This is a genomic window from Bacillus sp. GbtcB10 (assembly GCF_019091365.1).
GTDB classification, from domain to species: Bacteria; Bacillota; Bacilli; order Bacillales; family Bacillaceae; genus Bacillus; species Bacillus altitudinis.
In genome coordinates this window covers 1-542 of sequence record NZ_JAGXJP010000018.1, presented here as the reverse complement: position 1 = coordinate 542, position 542 = coordinate 1, and the positions used below count along the sequence as shown (strand labels likewise).

At 29.7% G+C, this 542-nt stretch carries 1 pseudogene; it reads left to right on the top strand.

Annotated features, from left to right (window positions below):
* Positions 1-458 (top strand): annotated as a pseudogene (locus KVT11_RS19535) (methyl-accepting chemotaxis protein); the annotation flags it as partial.
* Positions 459-542: the final 84 nt, after the last annotated feature.

Here is a 542-nt window from a genome sequence, read left to right as displayed (position 1 = left end):
AGTCGAAAGAATCCGCAAATGAAATTAATCATTTAATACAATTGATTCAAACAGATACAAAAGATACGGTGAATGTCATGCAAAAAGGTCAACAAAAGGCTACAGAAGGAAAAGAAGCTGCTTATCAAGCAGATCAAGCATTCTCATCTATTATGGTGGCTATTTATAAAATCACTAGCTAAATTCAAGAGGTATCTGCAGCAACAGAAGAAGTTAATGCTTCTATATCAAGTGTTTCTGAAACTGCAACACAAATAGCTAAAGAAACCACTCAAACTGTACAGTCAATCCAATCGCAAGCGACATCAATTGAGGAAGTATCAAGTCAATCTAACAACATAAAAGAAAAAGTAGAAGCATTATCAGAATTAGTTTCAAAATTTTTATTGAAACGCAAAAAAATTGAAGAAACTAGAATTCCCTTAAAAATTTTCAAAACGCACACCTCTTTTTATTAATATATAATTATAAAAAAATGTATATTACCTAATTTCTTTCTAGAAATATATTTTATATGTAGGTCTATATTTTCAACTCCATTC